This is a genomic window from Citrobacter sp. JGM124, from assembly GCF_018257795.1.
GTDB lineage: Bacteria > Pseudomonadota > Gammaproteobacteria > Enterobacterales > Enterobacteriaceae > JGM124.
The window spans coordinates 169,984-190,253 of the sequence record NZ_JAERJD010000008.1 but is presented as its reverse complement, the minus strand read 5'-3'; the positions used below and the strand labels follow the sequence as shown (position 1 = coordinate 190,253).

At 44.8% G+C, this 20,270-nt stretch carries 19 protein-coding genes; 14 read left to right on the top strand and 5 right to left on the bottom strand.

The features are described 5' to 3' along the window. The first annotated feature begins 48 nt into the window (after positions 1-48). The 9 genes from JK154_RS12880 to JK154_RS12840 all read left to right on the top strand — a co-directional run bounded on the left by JK154_RS12880 (position 49) and on the right by JK154_RS12840 (position 11,141). Positions 49-1,707 (top strand): iron ABC transporter permease, encoded by a 1,659-nt coding sequence (locus JK154_RS12880; protein WP_211992947.1) that lies wholly within the window; start codon positions 49-51, stop codon positions 1,705-1,707. Between the two features lie 527 nt (positions 1,708-2,234). Continuing rightward, positions 2,235-3,902 carry a hypothetical protein gene (locus tag JK154_RS12875; protein WP_211992946.1) on the top strand — a complete coding sequence of 556 codons (1,668 nt, stop codon included), beginning with the start codon at positions 2,235-2,237 and terminating at the stop codon, positions 3,900-3,902. A 327-nt stretch (positions 3,903-4,229) separates the two neighbouring features. After that, entirely contained in the window at positions 4,230-5,474 is a 1,245-nt protein-coding gene (locus JK154_RS12870; protein WP_211992945.1) for a ribokinase, read from the top strand. Next, entirely contained in the window at positions 5,474-6,418 is a 945-nt protein-coding gene (locus tag JK154_RS12865; RefSeq protein WP_211992944.1) for a tripartite tricarboxylate transporter substrate binding protein, read from the top strand. The genes JK154_RS12870 and JK154_RS12865 overlap by 1 nt, the downstream gene beginning before the upstream one ends. 37 nt (positions 6,419-6,455) lie before the next feature. Next, positions 6,456-6,887, top strand: a complete 432-nt coding sequence (locus JK154_RS12860; RefSeq protein WP_249215907.1) for a tripartite tricarboxylate transporter TctB family protein — start codon at positions 6,456-6,458, stop codon at positions 6,885-6,887. A 15-nt stretch (positions 6,888-6,902) separates the two neighbouring features. Beyond that, positions 6,903-8,411: a tripartite tricarboxylate transporter permease gene (locus JK154_RS12855; RefSeq protein ID WP_211992942.1), complete on the top strand. Its 1,509-nt coding sequence runs from the start codon at positions 6,903-6,905 to the stop codon at positions 8,409-8,411. Positions 8,412-8,611: 200 nt separating this feature from the next. Beyond that, the gene (locus JK154_RS12850; RefSeq protein ID WP_211992941.1) at positions 8,612-9,607 is read left to right on the top strand and encodes a dihydroxyacetone kinase subunit DhaK; all 996 of its coding nucleotides are present in this window, start codon (positions 8,612-8,614) and stop codon (positions 9,605-9,607) included. A gap of 2 nt (positions 9,608-9,609) precedes the next feature. Further along, a complete protein-coding gene (locus tag JK154_RS12845) occupies positions 9,610-10,218 on the top strand; it encodes a dihydroxyacetone kinase subunit L (protein ID WP_249215906.1) in 609 nt (202 codons plus the stop codon). Between the two features lie 14 nt (positions 10,219-10,232). Beyond that, a complete protein-coding gene (locus JK154_RS12840) occupies positions 10,233-11,141 on the top strand; it encodes a dihydrodipicolinate synthase family protein (protein ID WP_211992940.1) in 909 nt (302 codons plus the stop codon). Between the two features lie 79 nt (positions 11,142-11,220). Here the strand turns inward: JK154_RS12840 and JK154_RS12835 are convergent, their stop codons facing one another. Both JK154_RS12835 and JK154_RS12830 read right to left on the bottom strand, forming a co-directional pair. Continuing rightward, positions 11,221-12,309, bottom strand: coding sequence for a linear amide C-N hydrolase (locus JK154_RS12835; protein ID WP_211992939.1), 1,089 nt, complete (start codon positions 12,307-12,309; stop codon positions 11,221-11,223). 429 nt (positions 12,310-12,738) lie between these two features. Continuing rightward, complete coding sequence (locus JK154_RS12830) at positions 12,739-13,269, bottom strand: ESA_00282 family adhesion-associated protein (RefSeq protein ID WP_211992938.1); 531 nt, start codon at positions 13,267-13,269, stop codon at positions 12,739-12,741. A gap of 93 nt (positions 13,270-13,362) precedes the next feature. Between JK154_RS12830 and JK154_RS12825 the strand changes: the two genes are divergently transcribed. Together JK154_RS12825 and JK154_RS12820 are read left to right on the top strand one after the other, a co-directional pair. Then, positions 13,363-13,752: a hypothetical protein gene (locus JK154_RS12825; RefSeq protein ID WP_211992937.1), complete on the top strand. Its 390-nt coding sequence runs from the start codon at positions 13,363-13,365 to the stop codon at positions 13,750-13,752. 4 nt (positions 13,753-13,756) lie between these two features. Beyond that, positions 13,757-14,149 (top strand): cytoplasmic protein, encoded by a 393-nt coding sequence (locus JK154_RS12820; RefSeq protein ID WP_211992936.1) that lies wholly within the window; start codon positions 13,757-13,759, stop codon positions 14,147-14,149. Positions 14,150-14,228: 79 nt separating this feature from the next. Here the strand turns inward: JK154_RS12820 and exbD are convergent, their stop codons facing one another. Next, on the bottom strand, positions 14,229-14,657 hold the full coding sequence (gene exbD, locus JK154_RS12815) for a TonB system transport protein ExbD (RefSeq protein ID WP_211992935.1): 429 nt from the start codon (positions 14,655-14,657) through the stop codon (positions 14,229-14,231). A 6-nt stretch (positions 14,658-14,663) separates the two neighbouring features. Continuing rightward, positions 14,664-15,398 carry a tol-pal system-associated acyl-CoA thioesterase gene (gene exbB, locus JK154_RS12810; protein ID WP_211992934.1) on the bottom strand — a complete coding sequence of 245 codons (735 nt, stop codon included), beginning with the start codon at positions 15,396-15,398 and terminating at the stop codon, positions 14,664-14,666. A gap of 256 nt (positions 15,399-15,654) precedes the next feature. Between exbB and metC the strand changes: the two genes are divergently transcribed. Then, complete coding sequence (gene metC / locus JK154_RS12805) at positions 15,655-16,842, top strand: cystathionine beta-lyase (RefSeq protein ID WP_211993045.1); 1,188 nt, start codon at positions 15,655-15,657, stop codon at positions 16,840-16,842. A 313-nt stretch (positions 16,843-17,155) separates the two neighbouring features. Further along, the gene (locus tag JK154_RS12800) at positions 17,156-17,818 is read left to right on the top strand and encodes a DedA family protein (RefSeq protein WP_211992933.1); all 663 of its coding nucleotides are present in this window, start codon (positions 17,156-17,158) and stop codon (positions 17,816-17,818) included. A gap of 65 nt (positions 17,819-17,883) precedes the next feature. On the opposite strand, the gene JK154_RS12795 is transcribed toward JK154_RS12800, so the two are convergent. Next, complete coding sequence (locus JK154_RS12795) at positions 17,884-18,768, bottom strand: AraC family transcriptional regulator (protein ID WP_211992932.1); 885 nt, start codon at positions 18,766-18,768, stop codon at positions 17,884-17,886. Positions 18,769-18,954: 186 nt separating this feature from the next. Here JK154_RS12795 and yqhD point away from each other — a divergent pair, with 186 nt between their 5' ends. After that, positions 18,955-20,118 (top strand): alcohol dehydrogenase, encoded by a 1,164-nt coding sequence (gene yqhD / locus JK154_RS12790; protein WP_211992931.1) that lies wholly within the window; start codon positions 18,955-18,957, stop codon positions 20,116-20,118. Positions 20,119-20,270: the final 152 nt, after the last annotated feature.

Here is a 20,270-nt window from a genome sequence, read left to right as displayed (position 1 = left end):
TATAAGACCGCGCTGGGTAGCAAAATACCCAGCAGGAGCATTAAATTGATGATAAGAATTCGTTTTCTTCCGTCCGTTGTTATTATCTCACTCGTAATATTGGTCATTATTCCATTACTCTTTATTATATTACAGGCACTCTTCCCATCACTGGCCAAAGAAGGGTTTCACCATCCTTTCGCACCACTCATAAGCTTATTTAATGATCCCGATCTTCCGGGTTTATTAGGCAATACCTTACTGTTAGGGCTAGGGGTTGCGATAATTAGTGCACTTATTGCCATTCCACTGGGAGCGTTAAGGGGCCTCTTTAACCTTCCTTTCTCACACTTATGGGATTTACTTTTTCTTATCCCGTTTCTTATACCACCTTATATTGCCGGACTCTCATGGATGCTCACACTGCAGCCCAATGGATATTCATGGCAGCTATTACGAATAAGTCCGGGTGAGGCGATATTCTCGCTCGGGGGCATGATGTGCATTATGGCACTTAATTTATTCCCGGTGCTCTACTTTGCAGTTTCTCGTAGTATGGCAGCAAATGGTAACCACCTGGCTGATGTCGCACGCGTGCACGGCGCTTCCCCCTGGAGAGCCTTCTTTAAAATAACCTTTCCACTATCGCTACCCTCAATTGCTGCCGGGGTACTACTGGTTTTTACTCTCTCCATTGAAGAGTATGGGATCCCTGCTGCGCTGGGTACACCAAATGGTATACGGGTATTTACCACTGCGATTGAACAGCGCCTGGGGGACTGGCCTATTGACTTACCCGGTGCGGCCTCACTTTCCCTGCTACTCGCCAGTATTGCGTTGTTTGCCTACACCCTTCAGCGTTCACTGGTATCAGGTCGTAACGTGGCGACGACCAACGGCAAAGCCACGGCACGGGTAACCCGCTCACTCGGGCACTGGCGCTGGCCAGTGATCTGTTTATTCACCCTGGTGGCTTTCCTGGCTGTCGGTATGCCATTGCTGGCGATGTTCAGTACGGCTTTTACAGCCACGGTTTCCGGTGGTCTGACTTTTGATAACCTGACGCTACGGCACTTCAGTGGGTTGCTGGACAGCCAGACAGAAGCCATGGATGCTCTTTTGACCAGCGTATCTCTGGCCGGTGCAACGGCCATAGTTACAGGAGTGCTTGGTTTTTTATCAGCCTGGCTAGTGGTTTCAGAACGCATTAAAGGAGCCGTGATTATCGATGCGCTTTCCTTATTGCCTATTGCCATTCCCGGTATTGTTATCGCCGTTGGCCTTATTCTTGCCTGGAACCAACCGTTCTGGTTATTAACCCCCTACCATACATGGTGGATCCTGTTAATGGCCTACAGCTGCTTATTGCTGCCTTACCCAGTACGTTATTGTAGCGCCGCGTTGACCCAAATTGGCGGTAGCTTAGTGGACGCGGCAAGAGTTCATGGCGCAGGAGCTATGACGGCGCTACGTTTAATACTTTTTCCCCTGGTAATGCCAAGCTTACTGGCAGCGATGATGCTGGTATTCGCAGTGGCATCCAGGGAGCTGGTCTCTTCTTTGTTACTTGCCCCCGCAGGAATGCAGACTGTCTCTATCTATGTCTGGCGTCAGTTTGAACAAGGTTCCATTGGTAGCGGGATGGCCATGGCCTGCCTTGCTGTCCTGATAAGCCTGAGTTTGATGCTGGCGGCACAGTTAATACAACAACGTACTCAACGTGAGTAGTACGCACTGAAAAAGAGACTCAATTCGGATCGTTGCAAGTCCAGATTGAGTCTCTCTGGCTACCAGAACAGATGCATAATAGTTTACTTAAAAAAAATATTTTTGTGACGTCAGGGCATAACTATCTTAGTTGTTATTTTAATTCACTAATATATCAGAGCAGATATTGGTTTATCCGAAGCGATCCCTGCCATATTACAATGGGGCACCCCACATCCCCGAGCCCCTTTTCACCCGCAAAATATGTATTTCGTCATTAATCAACCCAATGAAATCAGCACATTAACCATCACTCAATCATTTGAGAATTCAGCAATTGGATAATGAGCACTAAATAGTGTAAATTCTCACCTTTCACATTTCTGTACCTTTATTTTTCAAATATTGGGTATTTAAAAAATCATTAAAGTTTCTTAATCGCGCTATATTTACTGTTCATTATAAATGAGACAACCTCCAACGCAGTTTACACACATTATCCGATTCAATGGCCAGGCCCATCGACTAAAATAAGGAGCAATATTCTTATGTCTCAGGACAAAGACAGAAAGGTACTTCTTCTTTTTATCAGTTTTCTCATTATTTATCTGTTACCAGGCATTTACGGCCACACCCCCTGGAAACAGGATGAAAACTACAGTTTCGGCATTATTCAAACGATGTATGAAACAGGCAACTGGCTGGTTCCCACCAATGCTGGTGAACCTTTCATGGAAAAGCCTCCGCTTTACTACTGGGTGGCAACCCTCACCAGCAAACTATTATCGGGAATATTACCACTCTACGATGCGGCAAGAAGCGCCTCTCTCTTGTTTTCCGTGATCAATTTTTCATTCTTTATCCTGCTGACCCGGAGAGTTCTTCAAAGCAAAAATTTTTACGATTATCGTATCTGGGTCATCTTTGCCATTTACATTAGCGTCCCTGGTATATTACGTCATAGCCACGATATGTTTACCGATGTTGCTCTGGTTGCTGGTACCACGGTTGCACTTTATGGCCTGGTCGGCATTATCTTGCAACAGAAAGTGGCAACATCAGCACTGTGGCTATGTCTGGGCACCACTGCGACCTTACTGTCCAAAGGCATTTTTATTCCGGGCGTTTTGTGGATAACACTGTTTGCCTGCCCTGTCCTGCTGACTCAGTGCCGCACCAAAGCCTTTTGGCAACCTTGCCTGTTCGCAGGAATAGCTGCGCTGGTGCTTATTCTCCCCTGGCCGGTGATGCTTTATCTGCAGCATCCCGATCTGTTTATAGTTTGGTTTTGGGATAATAATATCGGTCGTTTCTTGGGTTTTTCAGTTCCTGTTCTGGGAGCTCATGCGAAATTTATCCGTATCCCTGAAGCAATGGTTCTGTTTGCCTTCCCTGTCGGAATATTGTCTGTTTTCTATACTCTGCGCCATCCTATTAAGCGCCTTACCGATGCACATAACGTTGTTATCATACTATTCCCTGTCCTGGGCATCATTTTTCTACAAATGTCCGCAAGTAGCAGAGCCCTGTACTTACTCCCTTTTATTGCCCCGATGGCAATACTGGCTGGCAAGTTATTTATCGATTTTCCTCCCAGGACATTGAAATATCTCGCCTCATTTTCGGCGGGTTTGTGGTCAGTTGCCATCCTGCTGACGTGGGGGATCTACCTGTTTAAAATAAGTGAGTACCAAAGCCATTGGTTATCATTCCTGGATAAATGGTTACCCCAAAACTATCAGCTCTATTTATTGTGGCTACCGTTAATTTTTGCATTGGCAATAACCCTGCTATGGTTCTGTCGTAATACTTTATTCCCCCACATGAACCAGGCCATGCAGGCCGCGCTGAACTGGGGACTGGGCGTGACCATCACATGGGGGGTCGTATTCAGTTTGCTGGTTGGCTGGATAGATTACTCGAAGGGGTATGAGAGCGTCTTCACTGATTTACGCCACCAACTTGGCGGGAAGTATCATGACACAGACTGTATGGCTTCATATTCTCTTAATGAGTCCGAAGCCCCAATGCTTTATTACTTTACGGGGATTCTTCATCAACCTCAGGAAACACTCAGTAAACCTGAACGCTGTCACTGGTTGATTATATTATCAGATGATATTCAACCGCCCCCTGAAGGCATGTCACTCTTTTGGTATGGCAACCGTCCGGGTGAAAAAAAGAATAACCTGATCGTATATCAAGCAGACAATTAAACAGTTTCGTCTTTTTACAGAAAAGCCGCTGATCATTACCTGATGGTCGCGTGCTTTTCTGCATATCCGCCGCATATTTGGGTTTATTTCCCATGCCTTCTTTAAAATTCATTGAGTTACATCATATTCAGATCACTAAAAACGGTCATTTATGCCTGCTGTTTCACATTTTCAACAGGCTTATGTTGTGATCCTGTTAAAAAGTGTGATTTAAGTAGCTCCAATTTGGTTTTGTTTTTGTTTTTTGATTTTTGTTTTGAATGTTATCGCAGATTAAGATCCCGACACTGCCTATTCTAATAAGCATTACTGCGGAGGTACTTATTCATGTTCTCAGAAGAGCGTAGACAGGGTATTTACTCGGTTATCCGGGAACAGAAAAAAATTAAAGTGACTCAGCTGGCTGAAAAATTCAGTGTCACATTAGAAACTATTCGCAGTGACTTAAAATACCTTGAGAGTGAAGGTCTGATTCAACGTTGTCATGGCGGGGCGATACTGGGCCAGCAAGAGATAAAAAAATTGAGCAAATTTAGCAATAATTTTGATATCTCATGCTTATTACATGATTTTCTGGTGATGCAGAAACCACAAAAAAGAGCCATGATGGGTAAAGTCTGTGTTCTCGGCTCTTTTGTTGTGGATATTATTGCTAACGTGGAATCCTTTCCTCATGTCGGGGAGCTGGTTTATTCAACCAATAATAGCTTAAGCCCCGGGGGCAAAGGAACCAACCAGGCTATTGCTGCCGCCTGCTGTTTGGCTAAAGTTCATTTATTAACTAAAGTAGGTGAAGACCATTTCAGTAAATATGCATATAAATATTTACAAGCCAGTGGTATAGAATCATTTACCATTTTCCAGACTGATACTGAACCGACAGGCAGTTCCATCAGTTATTTAGCAAACGAAACCCATAATAATATTACTGCTACTTACCTGGGTGCCAACAGTACTTTTGGCGAACAAGAAATAGGTCTTTCTTTACCTTACGTGGCGGAAGCTGATGTATTATTATTACAAGGTGAAATTAATATTGAAGCCAGCCTTCGTGCAGCACAATTCGCGACTGAAATTAAAAAAATGGTTATTTTAAATGTTGCACCTTATCATGTATCACTTAAAGCACTGTATCCGTATGTAGATATTATTACACTTAACATTCATCAGGCATCAAACTGGGCTGATATTCCTATTAATGATGTGAAGGATGCTCATCAGGCATTAAAGATTATTTCAGCGACTGAAAATAAAAAAGTAATTATTCATTTGGATCAATTAGGTGTTGTTTATCACGATGGAAGCTCTTCATTCCATCTTCCTCCAATGCCCTGCTTACGTGTTGATACCATGGCGGCAACGGATGCTTTTAATGGTGCGTTCGCTTCCAAAATAGCTGAAGGCTGTACTTTGCATGACAGCGTTCAATTTGCCAATGCATTTTTATCTGCCTTTATCGAGAAAAAAGGGGTTACCTCCATGCCGGATTTAACTCAAGTACAGGCTCGTTTAACTTCCTATGTGAAGCACGCACGACCTCAAGTCATCTGTAACGAGAAAAGGTTTATATAATGAAAAAAACACTCCTTGCCTTTACCCTGTCTACTGTATTGATCCCGGCCACCGCCCTGGCTGAATGGCCTGAAAAACCTGTTACTATTATCGTTCCCTGGGCTGCGGGTGGAAATACCGATACTGTTGCCCGCCTCACAGCAAAAGGCTTGCAAGAGGAACTGGGGGTTAATGTTAATGTGGTCAACAAAACCGGTGGCAGTGGTGTTGTAGGCCACGATGCAGTCAAAAGCGCAAAACCAGACGGCTATACTCTGGGGATTGCCACCGTTGAAATTGCCTCTATGCATCATCAGGGCATGACTAAACTCAGCTATCAGGACTACACGCCAATCACCCGTCTGGCCGTTATCTACGGTGGCCTTCAGGTTAGTAAGTCTTCACCATTCAAAAGTGCTGAGGAAGTCATTGAATTTGCAAAAGAGAATCCCGGGAAGCTTAAAGCGTCTGGCAGTGGCCTTAACTCAATCTGGCACCTGAATAGTATTGGCATGCTACGCTCTGCTGGCCTGAAAGATGACGCCATCCGTTATATACCCACCCAGGGCTCAAGTGCCGCGTTACAGGAGCTGGCTGCTGGCGGTATTGATATTGTGACCTCATCACCAGGGGAAGCAGACAGCATGGTAAAAGCAGGGCTGGTTAATAACCTCACCATCATGTCCAAAGAACGCTCACCCTTTTACTCTGATGTTCCCACATTTAAAGAAGCCACAAATCGTGACTGGGAACTACAAGCATGGAATATGCTGGTCGCACCAGCTGGACTGGATAAAAGTGTTCAGGAAAAACTGATGAACGCAATGAAGAAAGTCTATGCCAAAGGTGAATTAGCTTCATTTGCAAATAAACAAGGTTTTGAGGTCATCGAATTATATGGTGACGATGCCCATACGTTTATGGCGAATGAAGACAAAAAATTTGGTGACATCCTGAAGAATTAATCAAGGAGACGGTCGTCGATACGGCCGTTTATTGCCTATGCTAAATCGTCATATAGTTTCTTTAGTGATGCTCTTTTTCGGTGTATTCCTTATCGGCTATAGTACCTATTCATTAGGTGACTTCAGCGAATATGGTGCAGCCTTTATGCCATCGGTAGTCGGTGGAGGAATTATTATATTTTCACTCACCGATATGCTGTCACATAAAAAAGAAGAGGACATTCCGCTGGTCACCTGGCATGAAATTAAATATGTCATCATGATCGCCGGGTTGATTATTTTCTATATTCTGGGTGTCGATTACTTAGGGTTTATTTTGACAGGATTAATTATCACCGCACCATTAATGATGAAATATGCAAGAACAAAAGCAGTGTATAGTTTCATCATATCTCTGGTGGTAGTAGTCGGCGTCTATTATTTGTTTACCGCTGTTCTTTTAGTTCCGTTACCTCAGTTATTTTCATAGAGCAGGATAAATAGCATGGACATTTTAATCAGTGCGCTAGCTTACCTTGATTACACCACCTTTTTAGTGATTATTGGGGCATGCTTATTCGGCCTGTTTGTTGGTGCTATTCCTGGATTGACATCAACAATGGCCATTGCATTAATGGTCCCCTTTACCTTTTTCCTGGATCCCATACCAGCTCTGGCTTTAATGATATCGTTGGGGGCGTCTTCTATTTTTGCCGGTGATATTCCTGGGGCTTTACTTAATATTCCAGGAACCCCAGCATCTGCAGCGTATACCAATGATGCCCATGCCTTGGTCAAAGCAGGTAAAACAAACAGGGTGCTGGGCCTGTCTCTGACCACTTCGGTGATTGGTGGTGTGATTGGTACCATTGTGCTGGCATTCACCGCCCCTGTTCTGGCTGATTTCGCCTTGAACTTTAGCTCTTATGAGTATATGTGGCTCTCTTTGATTGGCTTAAGCTGTGCCACTATTGTTTCCGGCAGTAATATCAGTAAAAGCATCCTGGCGATGCTATTTGGCATCGCCCTGGCCACCATTGGCTTTGACGAATTCACCGGCCAGCCACGTTTTACTTTTGATCAAGTATCGCTAATGCAGGGCGTCAGTTTCATCCCGGCAATGATTGGCCTGTTCGCCATTTCTGGTGCAATTAAATACTACGTTGAACGCTGGAAAGATAACAATCAGCCCGTCGACGTTATCGAAGGGGACGAACGCTCATACAATCTGTTCAAAGGTGTTGGCGGTGTTTTATATAAACGCAAATTCAGTGTATTACGTGGTGGGGCCATTGGTACACTCATTGGTGCTTTACCCGGTGCCGGTGCAGATATTGCTGCGTGGATCTCCTATGCTGTCTCAAAAAAGTTTTCCAAGAAACCTCAAGAATATGGCAAAGGATCTGAAGAAGGTATTGTCAGCGCATCAACCAGTAACAATGCCAGCCTTGCGGGTAGCTGGATACCCTCATTAGTTTTTGGGATCCCCGGAGACTCTGCAGCCGCCATCATTATTGGTGTTTTGTATATGAAAGACATGCAACCAGGGCCAACATTATTTCTTTTTAATCCAGACAAGCTCTATGCCGTATTTATCATATTTTTTATCGCCAACATTATTTTATTACCAGTAGCATTTTTCGTTGTTAATTTGCTGAAAAAGATTGTAGCTATTGATAATGCGATCATCTATCCCGTGATTATATTATTCAGTATCGTCGGTTCGTATGCTATCACCAACACAATTTCTTCCGTGGTCGTAATGCTCGTAATGGGTGTTATCGGTTATTTTTTACAAGAAAGAAAATTCCCAATATCGCCCATTATTCTTGGCTTAATACTGGGGCCAATGTTAGAGAAAAACCTCCTGTCATCATTGATGAAGTCTGATGGGGATTTCTTTAACTTCGTAAACCGCCCTGTATCAATGGTCCTGGCGCTATGTTTCCTGTTTATTGTGATCATGCAAATCAGGGCTGTATTTAAAGAAAGAAGGCCGGCACATACTCAGTGATATAACAACACTAAAGATCATAGCATTTGGCTACAGGCTAAATTGAACAGTCGGCATTATTTCTTTTACTGAAGGATGAAAAGTGAATTACCGGGACATACAGGGAATGAGATGCCTCACTATTTTAAATAAAAGTCATTTGCAATATTACGGATATATAAACCACGCATCGTCGATTGATTTAACGTCGGGAAATATGTATGAAAAAAATATTGAATACATCAGAATCTTATGTTGATGAAGCCCTGGCAGGGTTGTGCGCGGCTCATAGCCATATTTATCATCAGCCACAGCCACGTTTAATTACGCGGGCAAAAAAAACCAATACGAATAAAGTCGGTATTGTTACCGGTGGGGGTTCAGGCCATTTACCCGTCTTCACTGGCTACGTTGGGGAAGGGTTACTGGACGCAGCGGCGGTGGGGGATGTCTTCGCATCCCCTTCTGCAGAACTGATGGCAGATACAATTCGTGCCGCCGATAATGGTCAGGGCGTTTTACTACTGTATGGTAATTACGGTGGTGATGTCATGAATTTTGATATGGCATCCGAAACAGTCGATTTTGAAAATGACATCCGCTGCACCACCGTGCTAGCCACCGATGATATTGCCTCTGCGGCTGTCCATGAAGCGGAAAAGCGCCGTGGCGTTGCCGGAATGATCTACGGTTTTAAATTGGCCGGGGCCAAAGCCGAGGAAGGAGCCTCCCTTGAGGAGGTGACCCGTATTGCCACCTCCACCATGGCAAACACCCGTACTATTGGGTGTGCGCTCACTTCCTGTGTATTACCCGCTGTTGGTCATCCGACTTTTGATATCGGTGACAATGAAATGGAAATGGGCATGGGTATTCATGGTGAGCCTGGGATCTGGCGCGCTGCATTACGTTCAGCGGATGACATTGCCGGGGAAATGTTTGAGCGTCTACAAGATGAACTCCAGCTAAAAAAGGGGGATGTTGTTTCTGTACTCGTTAACTCACTGGGCGCGACGCCTCTTGAAGAACTCTACATTCTCTATCAAAAAATTGAACAACTGATTCATGCCAAAGGTACGCGTATTGTCCAGCCATTGGTTGGTCGGTATGCCACATCAATGGAGATGACAGGCGCCAGCCTGACACTGTGCAAGCTCGATGATGAACTTGAACGGCTGATGAATGCCCCCGCCCATTGCGCATTCTGGAGGGTGTGATCATGGCTACTTTTACTGTGAATGATTTGAAACTGGCTTGTCAGCGTATCGCCACCGCTTGTCAGCAATCCCAGACGATGCTGTGTGAGGCAGATAGCCGCCTGGGTGATGGTGATTTAGGCCTCACCATGGATAAAGGCTGGCGACAAATTGCTGAAGACGCAGCGAACTGGCCAGATAGCCTGAGTCAGTCCCTATTCCAGTGCAGTAAATCTTTGCAAAAAGCCTGCGCTTCTTCTTTCGGTACATTGCAAGCCACCGCATTTATGGCCATGGCAAAATACTGTAAAGAAAAACAGCTGAACGCGATAACGACCAGTGACATTGCCCCCCTGCTCACCACAGCTTACCACAGCATGATGTCACGCGGTAAAGGGGAGCTAGGGCAAAAATCTGTGCTGGATATTCTCTACCAATTGTCTGAAGCCCTTACACCTTACCTTGCTGACAGTGAATTAAAAACTACCGCTATTTCCAGCGTGAATAACACATTGGATGAATTCCGCCAAAAACCCAATCAATTGGGACGGGCTCGTATGTTCCCTGAAAAGTCTATTGGGCTAGATGACCCGGGCATGCTGGCTATTAAAGTGATTGTTGAAGCTATTTAATTAAAGGTCTAATTATGAAAAAACTTTTTGGTGTTACTGTGGCAATGACCACACCGTTTGATGTAAATGATAATGTGGATGTTAACGCACTCGCTGCATTAACAGAGATGCTAATCTCCAAAGGGGTCAGTTGCCTTTACCCCTGTGGTACCACAGGAGAAATGCTGCGTTTATCAGTCGAAGAGCGAAAGACTGTGGCGGAGACAGTGATTAACACCGCCAAGGGGCGTCTCCCTGTCTTCATTCATGTAGGGGCCATGACATTAAAAGAAACAATTGCCTTAGCCCGGCACGCCGCCAGTGCGGGTGCGGATGGGGTTGGCGTGGTGACACCTCAATTCTTCTCAGCAAGCGATCGTGAGTTGGAGAATTTCTTTGTTACTGTAGCTAATAGTTTACCTGCGGACTATCCAGTTTATCTGTACAACATCCCCCAGTGTGCGGCCAATAATTTAAAACCAGAAGTTGTGGCCCGCATTCAGCAACAGTGTAAGAACGTGATTGGTATTAAATACAGTTTCGCTGACAACAATACCACCCTGGGTTATCTTGCCGTTACTGATAACTTTTCGGTCCTGCATGGCTACGATAAATTCTTCCTGGGCTACCTTGATGCAGGCTGTGATGGCACGGTATCGGGCTGCGCTTGTGTCTTCCCTGAGCCGTTCGTCAATATGTACCGCGCCTATATTAACCATGATCTAAAAGCGGCAAAACATTGGCAATCAGTCTGTGTGAAATTTAGCGATACACTGAAATCAGGTTCCAACATGGCAATATTCAAGGCGGCGCTGAAAATGCGTGGCCTGCATGAAAGCCATATGCGCTTACCTCAACTGGATCTACTGGCAGAAGAGTACAGAGCGCTGGAATTCGTACTCAAAGAATTGTGTGAGAGTACTGGGGTCAGTTTTACCGCATAATAAAAATGATTCACAAAAATTGAATGCCCAGTAAAAAATGGGCAGGAATGCTCCTGCCCTGAGTCATAAAATAATGATTTTATTTCTTGAGAGTATCGATTTTCTCAAATACTGGTTTAGTTGAATTTTTATATTGAGCCAGTGAATACTCTGAATAATTAATATCTTTATAGCCTCTGATCATCATTTTCCCGTTAGTCAAATCAGACAGGCTCGTCCAGACGGTATACTCTGATTCTGGTTTGGCATTGACAGTTTGACTTTCACTGATGGTATCAACCGTAATATTTTTAGTACGATCAAAGCGATTCATAATATGAGCTAAAGTATTCATCGCCTCAGCAGGAGAATCACCTTTGAGTGCATAAGATGAATAATAAACTGCGCGAATGAAACGCCCGACGGAGGTATCTGAAGACGGTAAATCCGAACTGGCAATACCACTATCAGGCTGTGTTACCTGAATATTCCCCAGTTTTGAAGATGACCTGTCAACATTAGTTAATTGAGTATAATTGTTTAAGTTTGTCAGATGCCATGGGAAATCAGGGCCATTGGTCATAGCACGGGTCGGGTTATCGTAGACATGCAGTTTACCGTTTAATGCTTCAACGACAATACTGCCACCTTTTTTATCATAAAAGGCATAGTGCAGTGGTGATTTTACGTTGCCGAAGTTTTTCAGCACAGGTGCCCAAAAATAGCCATTCTCTACCGCTTTTTTTACTTCTTCAACAGTGGAAAAATTTGACAGTGCCCATTCGCCAATGGCGGTAACGGGAATGGTTTTATCATAATACTTTTCTTCTGGCGTGATCAGATTCGCTTCAGGCACCATATTCGCGCTGAAAGATAATCCACCACTGTTTAAACCTTGAAAAATATTGTGGTCATCACCATCGAAATAAACTTCTGTGCTAATGGCAAGAATTTCATATTTGGAGTCATAGCTGATGCCATTTTTACCATCAGGAGTCTTCTTTTGAAAATGTGTATTCTTGGGGTAATAGGTAAGCCATGATGGCAAATCAGCACTTAGTTCCAGTGTTCTGCCATGATAAATATTGTTCTGCTTATCCGTAATCGCCAGGCTTGAACAGGCAGCACTGGACAATGAGGTTACTAATAATGCTGACAACATACAATTCAATATCTGATTAACTTTCATTTACACTCCCTCGATTATTATATAGCAATCATAGCCTTGATATAAAAAATATCACTGAGATTATTCCCGTAAATCATACCACGGCACAATGACCTTTGACTATCATTGAGCACAGCATGAATATGCACGACTGGATCACTAAAATTCATTATCACAAAATCATTTCTGATAACCAGAATATTTCACTAAAATATATTCTCAGCTAATATGTTGATAGATAAGGAATGAGGAATTAATGATAACCATCATGATAATTGAGTTACGACAGACAGCCCTGACAAGCTGAAATCCAGTCACCAGATACCTTCTGAATTCAGCCATATCATCACAAGTAAGCGATTGAATCGTTATTCAAGGGGCCGCAGATAAAAAGCCGTCATAAGCATGCCTGCTAACTGATAAGCATGGATCACTCACCCGGGAAACGACTTACTCTTTCCCCCCGGGACGGGCTCCAGCAATGATATTTTCACGAATGATAGCGGGGCACTGATACTCTGGCCAAATCAATGCCACTAACTCAGGATAGGCTTTACCACTTAGTTCATTAAAGCACTGGCGTAAATTAATCACTTCAATATCTGAAACTGAAACTTTTTCGCCATCTGCGCAACGCTTTTTTATATTATCATAATACCGATACACTGCTGAATTTAAGTCACTGCAGCGACGTTGAGCATTGAATAATTCTGGCTGTGAGACAATGTCATCAATACTCATTTTTTTTATTGTTGCTTGTATAAAATCAACATACTCATTGTGCACTCGCCAATAGAACATGGGTGTGATCTGTGACATCAACAAGCCGAAATGGTCTTCACGCTCGTCCCGAATGAGCGGAGGCAATTTATCATAGACTTTATCATCACGTTTATTATTGCTGCTGCGCATACTGCGAAAAACTAACACTACACAAAGCAAAATGGCTGCTGCTAATATGAAATTCAATAAAGTGTTCATAAGTAAAGTCTGTTTTTTTTATTTAGGTTTTAGTGCATCCTGTCGTAGGCTTACGATACTGAATTTTTTTTAGATAGCAAAGGATTACATTAAATGTTACCCGACTCGTTTATCAAACAACCTTTCGCTGTCGCGAACAATGACAATGCAGGAAAGGCCATCGTTGACGATACCATTAACGACAGATTGTTATCATTAGAAAAAAAAATTCTGAGTGGCAGCCATTATGCTGGCCAGTCACGCAACAGACTTCTTGAAGAGACCGACCAACATATCAAGGCACGTCTACTGTCTGCCGTTAGAATAGAAACGTTGTATAACGTGATTACCGAACTGGTCGCTGATGGGGCAATAAGCCTGGAGCAGTTAAACGAATTATTGAATGACAAAACAGACGTTATCATCAGTAAACAACAAGATATTTGGATAAATCAGTTAACGCAGGAAAAAAATTGGCCGTTATATTACTCATTTGAAGGATAAAACGATGGGTGATCAAGTGACATGTATACCGTTATCTGAAAACACTGTTGATACTGTGGATAGCAGCGATGCTGAATGTCAGTTAACAGCCAATATTGCTGCACTGGTTGATTTCAGGAATGCAAATATCACCAGGCAAACCCAGGAAATAACCCCTATTCCCTCTGCGCTGGTAAACTTGAAGTGGATGAATCGCCGGGATATCCACCCATTGCGGGTTAAAGAAGAAATTTATGGTCTGGTCCTCGCAACCGTTGTGAAAGCGAACCCAACACAAGAAGCAAAGATTCTTGAACTGCTTGAAAAACACTATCAGCGAATCAAGGCTGAAGAGGCGGAGACTCTCACCATAACACGTCGACTGGCGGATGGTAGCTGGCAGGGATCACTGCTCTGAACGCGGCGTTGAAAAGCCTTCAAGTAAGAGATATAAGAGAGAAAGGCCCTCCTCCCCGGCAGGAGAGGAGGTAAACGGCCTAATTTGCAGCGGCTGTGGTTTCCTGGCCAACAAGGCCAATTTTGAGATAACCAGCCTTATGCAGGATATCCATCACTTCCATCAGAGTTGCGTAATCTACTGTTTTATCAGCACGGAAGAAAATAGTGGTGTCTTTTTTGCCGTCGGTTGCCGCGGTCAGCGCTTCGACCATGGTTTCTTTTGTTACCTGATCATTACCAATGAACATCTCGCGATCAGCTTTTACCGACAAATAGACCGGTTTTTCTGGACGCGGCTGCGGTTCGCTTGTGGATGCGGGCAGGTTCACTTTGACATCGACCGTAGCCAGAGGGGCGGCAACCATAAAGATTATCAGCAGCACCAACATAACATCGATAAATGGCGTTACGTTAATCTCATGCATTTCACCGCTGTCATCCAGCTCTTCGTTCATGCGCATAGCCATAACGTATCAACCTGCTCGTAATTGTTGCGCTGTTCTTACTGAGGGAACTTCAGCACTCGCGGCCAAATCAAGATCACGGCTCTGAAGCAGCAACACTTGGGCTGCGACATCCCCCAATCCCGCTTTAAAGTTGCCTATCATGCGGGCAAAGACGTTATAGATAACGACGGCAGGAATCGCTGCCACCAGGCCAATAGCCGTTGCCAGCAATGCTTCTGCGATACCAGGAGCAACCACCGCAAGGTTAGTTGTCTGTGACTGAGCAATCCCGATAAAACTGTTCATGATACCCCAGACGGTACCAAACAAGCCGACAAAAGGTGAGATAGCCCCGATAGTGGCGAGGAAACCATTACCACGACCCAAGTAGCGTCCGACACCCGCAACACGACGCTCCAGACGGAAACCGGTGCGCTCTTTAATGCCTTCGTTGTCGTCACTTCCCTGAGATAACTCACGCTCGTTTTGCGCTTCGCCAATCAGTATCACACTGATACTGTTCCCATCGAATGCTTTTGCAATATCACTGGCTTCATTTAAAGAACGCACACCAGCCAGTTGCTGTTGTTCACGCTTCAAGCGGCGGTTGTAGGCAATCAGCATCGTCACTTTTCTAAAGAAAATGGACCACGTCACCACCGATGCCAATATCAGACCAATCATCACCAGCTTTACGACGATGTCGGCATGGCTATACATACCCCAAACGGATAAATCCGTCTGCATCAAATCACTTGTCACGTCTTACGCTCCAGCAAAAAAATAGACACGAATACTGAGCACTAATATAGCAAAAATAAGCTGAATTGATAGTAGTTCTCATTACTATTTACGTATTCATTATGAGAGTTCCTGTTTTTTATAGGCTTAAATAATCATCAACAAAAAACCGGGAATGGCATTATTTTTCTAACCTGAAAAAATGCCATGATGAAACCAGCAAAAACCATGCTAAGTTATGTTTAGACATCCAGATGGTTAAATGGGGCAAGCTAACATGGCTGAAAAGCATATTGAAACAACGCTGGTTAACGCCGGGCGCAGAAAAAAATTTACCCATGGTTCAGTCAACACGGTTATTCAGCGGGCTTCATCTTTAGTCTTCGAAAGTGTCGCAGAGAAAAAACTGGCAACTCAGAAACGGGCACAGGGAGAGCTGTTTTATGGGCGTCGTGGTACGCTCACGCACTTTTCCCTGCAAGAAGCGATGTGCGAATTAGAAGGGGGGGCAGGATGCGCGCTCTTTCCTTGCGGCGCGGCCGCCATCGCTAACACTATTTTAGCCTTTGTGGAGCAAGGGGATAATATCCTGGTGACAGAAAGCGCTTACCAACCCACCCAGGACTTTTCTCGCGGTATTCTTGCCAGGCTCGGTATTACCACGACGTGGTTTGACCCAATGAAAGGTGCCGACATAGCCGAGTTGGTTCAACCCAACACCCGAATTGTTTTTCTTGAGTCCCCGGGTTCAATCACTATGGAAGTTTGTGATATTCCTGCCATTGTTCAGGCGGTACGCCGCGTTGCACCAGAGGCGGTGATTATTATGGATAACTCATGGGCTGCCGGGGTGCTATTTAAAGCGCTTGATTTTGATATTGATATTTCTATCCAGTCCGGGACTAAATATTTAGTCGGACACTCTGATGCCATGATCGGCACTGCGGTGTCGAATGCCCGATGCTGGGATACCCTTCGCGAGAATGCCTATTTATTGGGCCAAATGGTTGATGCAGACACGGCTTATGTCACCAGCCGCGGCTTAAGAACGCTGGCTGTACGTTTGCGTCAGCACCAAGAAAATAGTCTAAAAATTGCACAATGGCTTGCCAAACATCCTCAGGTTGAACGAGTTAATCACCCTGCACTGCCAGAGAGTACAGGCCATGAGTATTGGCTGCGGGACTTTACCGGTTTTAGTGGGCTATTTTCTTTTATCCTGAAAAAGCGCCTCAATGCTACAGAATACGCTGACTACCTCGATAACTTTACCCATTTCACCATGGCGTACTCCTGGGGGGGTTATGAATCACTCATTTTGGCTAATCAGCCTGAAGAGCTTGCAGGAATCCGGCCCGTCAGCGGGGTTAATTTCACCGGAACACTGGTAAGGGTTCATATCGGGCTGGAAAATGTTGATGATTTAATCGCCGATCTGGAAGCGGGTTTCCAGCGGATTGCATAAATTTATATTTAGATAATAAATTTTTACCCATCGAAGTGTATTGTTAGACCACTATTCGAGATGTTATACACATTTTAGCGTTACAATAGGAACTATCGAAATAAGAACTTATCCCAGTAGGCACCATTGTTGTCACCAATTTGGGAATGGGCATGCAAAAAACCTGCCGTGTGCATCTGGCACACTGGTGCATCTGGCATGACCTTTAGCCAAAATGGTCAGTAAAATCGCCCTAACGGGATAGGTTCTGAACCTGTGTGGTGGGTATGCTATTCCGCACTTGGTTATTTAGTAGTGGTTAACAGGATCCTTCATGGCTGTGATACACGAGATTTTTCAGGCGCTTTGGCATAATGATTTTGTCGCGCTGTCAGACCCTCACGTTATTGGTATTGTCTATTTCGTGATGTTTTTAACCTTGTTCCTTGAGAATGGACTGCTGCCAGCCGCTTTTTTACCTGGCGACAGCTTGCTGGTTCTCGCCGGGGCTCTGATTGCTAAAGGGGTAATGGGCTTTATTCCAACCCTGGCTATTTTGACAGTAGCCGCCAGTCTTGGGTACTGGCTCAGTTATCTGCAAGGGCGGTGGCTGGGGAATACCCATATTGTTAAGGGCTGGTTAACGCATCTTCCTCAGCAGTATCATGACCGTGCTAATCATATGTTTAACCGTCATGGTCTGGTGGCCCTACTGGCCGGGCGTTTTATTGCCTTCGTGAGAACACTGCTGCCGACCATTGCCGGTATCTCAGGGCTAAGTAACAGCCGCTTTCAATTTTTTAACTGGTTGAGCGGCTTCCTGTGGGTGCTGTTAATTACCAGTTTTGGTTATGCCTTAAGCATGATTCCTTTTGTTAAGCGTCACGAAGACAAGGTGATGACTTTTCTGGTACTGCTGCCCATCGCGTTGTTGGTAATCGGTTTAACTGGAACGTTAATCGTCGTATTGAAGAAAAAATTCTCAACAAGTAAATAAGCACTTACTTTTCAGGTTGCGGATATACACTCCGTTATCCGCAACATAAGGCTGTTATTTCAGGGTCATGCTTTAATACGGGCAGTATCTTCACCTGGCGTTACCCCAAAGTAACGCTTAAATTCACGGCTAAATTGTGACGCACTTTCATACCCGACCTGAATTGCCGCAGCATTCACTTTCATACCATCCTGTAACATCAGTAAACGTGCTTTATGCAGACGGTAGCTTTTAAGGTACTGCAATGGTGATGTGCTGGTCACTGACTTAAAGTTGTGGTGAAAAGCGGAAACACTCATATTCGCCTCAGCAGCCAGCTGATCCACTGTCAGGTTTTCGGTATAACGGGTTTCTATTCTTCTGATTACACGGCTTATCTGGCTAAAATGGGTCTGTCTGGTCACTAATGCCAGTAATGCCCCTCCCCCCGGCCCTCTTAAGATTAGGTAGAGAATTTCACGCATAATTTGTTTGCCGAGAATTTTAGCATCCAGAGGGTGTTGCATTGCATCCAGCAACCGCTCCGCGGCACAGAGAATATCTTCAGACAACGCCAGCGAGTTAATACCTTCAGCAGAGGCCTGGGGGCAAAAGCAGTCATCTTCACCAATATCCATTACCAGACTCTGTAGCTGTAACAAATCAATGTTAATGCTAATACCTGCAAGGGGGTTTTCAGGTGTCGCCCAGGTTACACACTCAAAAGGGAGTGGCACTGTCAGCAGTAAATACTCATTGGCGTCATAGTGAAATTCCCGGCCATTGAGAAAGCCCGTTTTATGCCCGGAAAAGAGAAATATAATACCAGGCTCATATAAAACAGGTGCGCGGACCCTCGGCTCAGTGCCATATAAAAGGTGTACCCCCGGAATGGAGAAACGATCATTATCTTTTAAAGTCATCAACTTAATCTTTTCTGTTAGTTGCTGACAGACTACCTGACGATTCATTATCTATGATTCCCCTGACCACTTTTAGCATTGATATTGTGCTCTGAATTATTTTATTTCTCCAGTAAATAAGAGAAATAGGCAATACAAAAGCAGGAATAAGTATTGAGGGTTCGCCGGGCAACCACCAGAATATTGCCCATTGCAATGTGTCGTTATGTCCGAATTACCAACAGGAAAATAATTATGAATAACTTCAACCTTCATACCCCTACACGCATTCTGTTTGGTCAAGGGGCTATCACCGAGTTACGCGCGCAGATCCCAGCACAGGCACGTGTACTGATTACTTACGGCGGCGGCAGCGTCAAAAAAACAGGTGTGCTCGATCAGGTTTATAAGGCTCTTGAGGGTCAAGATGTGCTCGAGTTTGGGGGGATAGAGCCTAATCCTTCTTATGAAACTCTGATGAAAGCGGTTGAACTAGTACGTGCTGAGAAAGTCACTTTCCTGCTGGCTGTTGGGGGAGGCTCTGTACTGGATGGCACAAAATTCATTGCCGCCGCAGCCAACTACCCAGAAGATAAAGATCCGTGGAATATTTTGCTGACCAACGGGAGTGATATCACGAGCGCTATCCCGATGGGTTCCGTATTGACGTTGCCAGCAACCGGTTCTGAGTCAAATACTGGCGCAGTCATCTCTCGTCGGGCTACGGGTGACAAGCAGGTATTCATGTCCCCATTTGTCCAGCCGATCTTCGCTGTTCTCGACCCGGTATATACCTATACGCTCCCCGCAGTACAGGTCGCTAACGGTGTGATTGATGCTTTCGTTCATACCATTGAGCAATATCTGACCTACCCTGTTAATGCCAAAGTTCAGGATCGGTTTGCCGAAGGCTTACTGTTGACCCTGGTTGAGGAAGGTCCGAAAGCCTTGGCAGAACCTGAAAATTATGATGTCCGTGCAAATATCATGTGGGCCGCCACCATGGCGCTGAATGGTCTGATTGGGGCCGGTGTCCCCCAGGACTGGGGAACACATTCACTCGGCCATGAGCTGACGGCTATGCATGGCCTTGATCATGCACAAACCCTGGCTATCGTGCTACCTGCATTACTGAATGAAAAACGTCGTGAAAAACATGCAAAACTGCTGCAATACGCAGAACGTGTCTGGAACATCACTGAAGGTGACGAAGAGGAACGTATCACTGCAGCTATCGACGCAACACGCCACTTCTTTGAAAAAATGGGCACCGGGACACGCTTATCCGCCTACGGTCTTGACGGCAGCTCCATCCCTGGGCTACTGATTAAACTTGAAGAAAAAGGCTTAACGCAACTCGGCGAACACCAGGATATTACCCTTGATGTCAGCCGCCGTATTTATGAGGCCGCACGCTAAATTTGCAACACAGTTCCCCTGCTGGGGAGAATATTTGACTACACTTAAATGTCAGGCTGCGTCATTTGATTATGGCGCAGCACCATCAGCCACATCCGCTACAGCTATTCCCCTGCGAGCAGGGTCTCATACAAAAACGTAATACTATGTTT

Excerpts from the sequence above, each read along its gene's own strand:
- metC (WP_211993045.1), top strand. The coding sequence starts at position 15,655 with ATGGCTGAAAAGCATATTGAAACAACGCTGGTTAACGCCGGGCGCAGA.
- JK154_RS12825 (WP_211992937.1), top strand. The coding sequence starts at position 13,363 with ATGTTACCCGACTCGTTTATCAAACAACCTTTCGCTGTCGCGAACAAT.
- yqhD (WP_211992931.1), top strand. The coding sequence starts at position 18,955 with ATGAATAACTTCAACCTTCATACCCCTACACGCATTCTGTTTGGTCAA.
- JK154_RS12840 (WP_211992940.1), top strand. The coding sequence starts at position 10,233 with ATGAAAAAACTTTTTGGTGTTACTGTGGCAATGACCACACCGTTTGAT.
- exbD (WP_211992935.1), bottom strand. The coding sequence starts at position 14,657 with ATGGCTATGCGCATGAACGAAGAGCTGGATGACAGCGGTGAAATGCAT.
- JK154_RS12795 (WP_211992932.1), bottom strand. The coding sequence starts at position 18,768 with ATGAATCGTCAGGTAGTCTGTCAGCAACTAACAGAAAAGATTAAGTTG.
- JK154_RS12845 (WP_249215906.1), top strand. The coding sequence starts at position 9,610 with ATGGCTACTTTTACTGTGAATGATTTGAAACTGGCTTGTCAGCGTATC.
- JK154_RS12850 (WP_211992941.1), top strand. The coding sequence starts at position 8,612 with ATGAAAAAAATATTGAATACATCAGAATCTTATGTTGATGAAGCCCTG.
- JK154_RS12875 (WP_211992946.1), top strand. The coding sequence starts at position 2,235 with ATGTCTCAGGACAAAGACAGAAAGGTACTTCTTCTTTTTATCAGTTTT.
- JK154_RS12865 (WP_211992944.1), top strand. The coding sequence starts at position 5,474 with ATGAAAAAAACACTCCTTGCCTTTACCCTGTCTACTGTATTGATCCCG.
- JK154_RS12860 (WP_249215907.1), top strand. The coding sequence starts at position 6,456 with ATGCTAAATCGTCATATAGTTTCTTTAGTGATGCTCTTTTTCGGTGTA.
- JK154_RS12800 (WP_211992933.1), top strand. The coding sequence starts at position 17,156 with ATGGCTGTGATACACGAGATTTTTCAGGCGCTTTGGCATAATGATTTT.
- JK154_RS12855 (WP_211992942.1), top strand. The coding sequence starts at position 6,903 with ATGGACATTTTAATCAGTGCGCTAGCTTACCTTGATTACACCACCTTT.
- JK154_RS12820 (WP_211992936.1), top strand. The coding sequence starts at position 13,757 with ATGGGTGATCAAGTGACATGTATACCGTTATCTGAAAACACTGTTGAT.
- JK154_RS12835 (WP_211992939.1), bottom strand. The coding sequence starts at position 12,309 with ATGAAAGTTAATCAGATATTGAATTGTATGTTGTCAGCATTATTAGTA.
- JK154_RS12880 (WP_211992947.1), top strand. The coding sequence starts at position 49 with ATGATAAGAATTCGTTTTCTTCCGTCCGTTGTTATTATCTCACTCGTA.
- JK154_RS12870 (WP_211992945.1), top strand. The coding sequence starts at position 4,230 with ATGTTCTCAGAAGAGCGTAGACAGGGTATTTACTCGGTTATCCGGGAA.
- JK154_RS12830 (WP_211992938.1), bottom strand. The coding sequence starts at position 13,269 with ATGAACACTTTATTGAATTTCATATTAGCAGCAGCCATTTTGCTTTGT.